This window comes from Mesorhizobium sp. M7A.F.Ca.US.005.03.2.1 (assembly GCF_003997795.1).
Classification (GTDB): Bacteria; Pseudomonadota; Alphaproteobacteria; order Rhizobiales; family Rhizobiaceae; genus Mesorhizobium; species Mesorhizobium ciceri.
In genome coordinates this window covers 1-783 of record NZ_RZRP01001446.1, presented here as the reverse complement: position 1 = coordinate 783, position 783 = coordinate 1, and the positions used below count along the sequence as shown (strand labels likewise).

Here is a 783-nt window from a genome sequence, read left to right as displayed (position 1 = left end):
GCTGCATATCGAGGCGCTGACCAGGACGCTGCATCTTCTCAACGCCGGTGCCTGCCTGCCGCGGGAAGCGTCGATCTTTGTTAATTTCGACCCGTCGGTGTTCACCGAACGCACTGTTGCCGACGCTGCCTTGCGCGAAATGCGGCTCGTGCTGCACGAGGCCGGCATCGACCCGCGCCGCGTCGTCTGCGAGGTGACCGAGCAGCGATCGGCGTCGCAGGAAGCCTTGCACGGCTTCGTCGCGGCACTGAGAGCCAACGGTTTTCGCATCGCCGTCGACGATTATGGCGCCGACGATTCCGACATCAACCGGGTCAAGGAGTTGAAGCCGGATATCGTCAAGTTCGATGCCTACTGGATCACGCAACTGATGGAGTCCGGCGCCGGCTTCGCGTTGCTGACCACCATGGTGAAGAACTTCGAGGAGCAAGGCATCCATACGGTGTTCGAAGGCATCGAGGAGGGCTGGCAACTGGAGCTCGCCGAGAAATCGGGTGCGTCGATGGTGCAGGGTTTCGTGCTGGCGCGACCCGAATTGGCGCCGACCAGCTTTGGCGTCTTCGACAAGGCCGGGCAGGCGCCTGTCGCTGCCGCCGTCGACACGTCGGCTGCTGCCGCGGCAACGCCTTCGGCGCGGCCGGTCAAGGCCTTTGGGCGCCGCGTGGCGACATGAGAGGTGATCGGCGGCGCAATGTCGGCGATGCGATCCGGGTCGACGAAGTCGGCATCGAATACGGCATGTATGGCGAGTTCCGGCTGCGCAGCGCCTATCAGCCGATTTTC

General features: G+C 63.9%; 1 protein-coding gene and 1 pseudogene. Both read left to right on the top strand.

All coding sequences use genetic code 11. From position 1 onward, the window contains the following. The coding region (locus EN991_RS38390; protein WP_164769769.1) for an EAL domain-containing protein at positions 1–673 on the top strand (673 nt) is incomplete at its 5' end. Beyond that, positions 670–783: pseudogene (locus EN991_RS41505) on the top strand (EAL domain-containing protein); the annotation flags it as partial. The gene EN991_RS38390 and the pseudogene EN991_RS41505, both read left to right, overlap by 4 nt.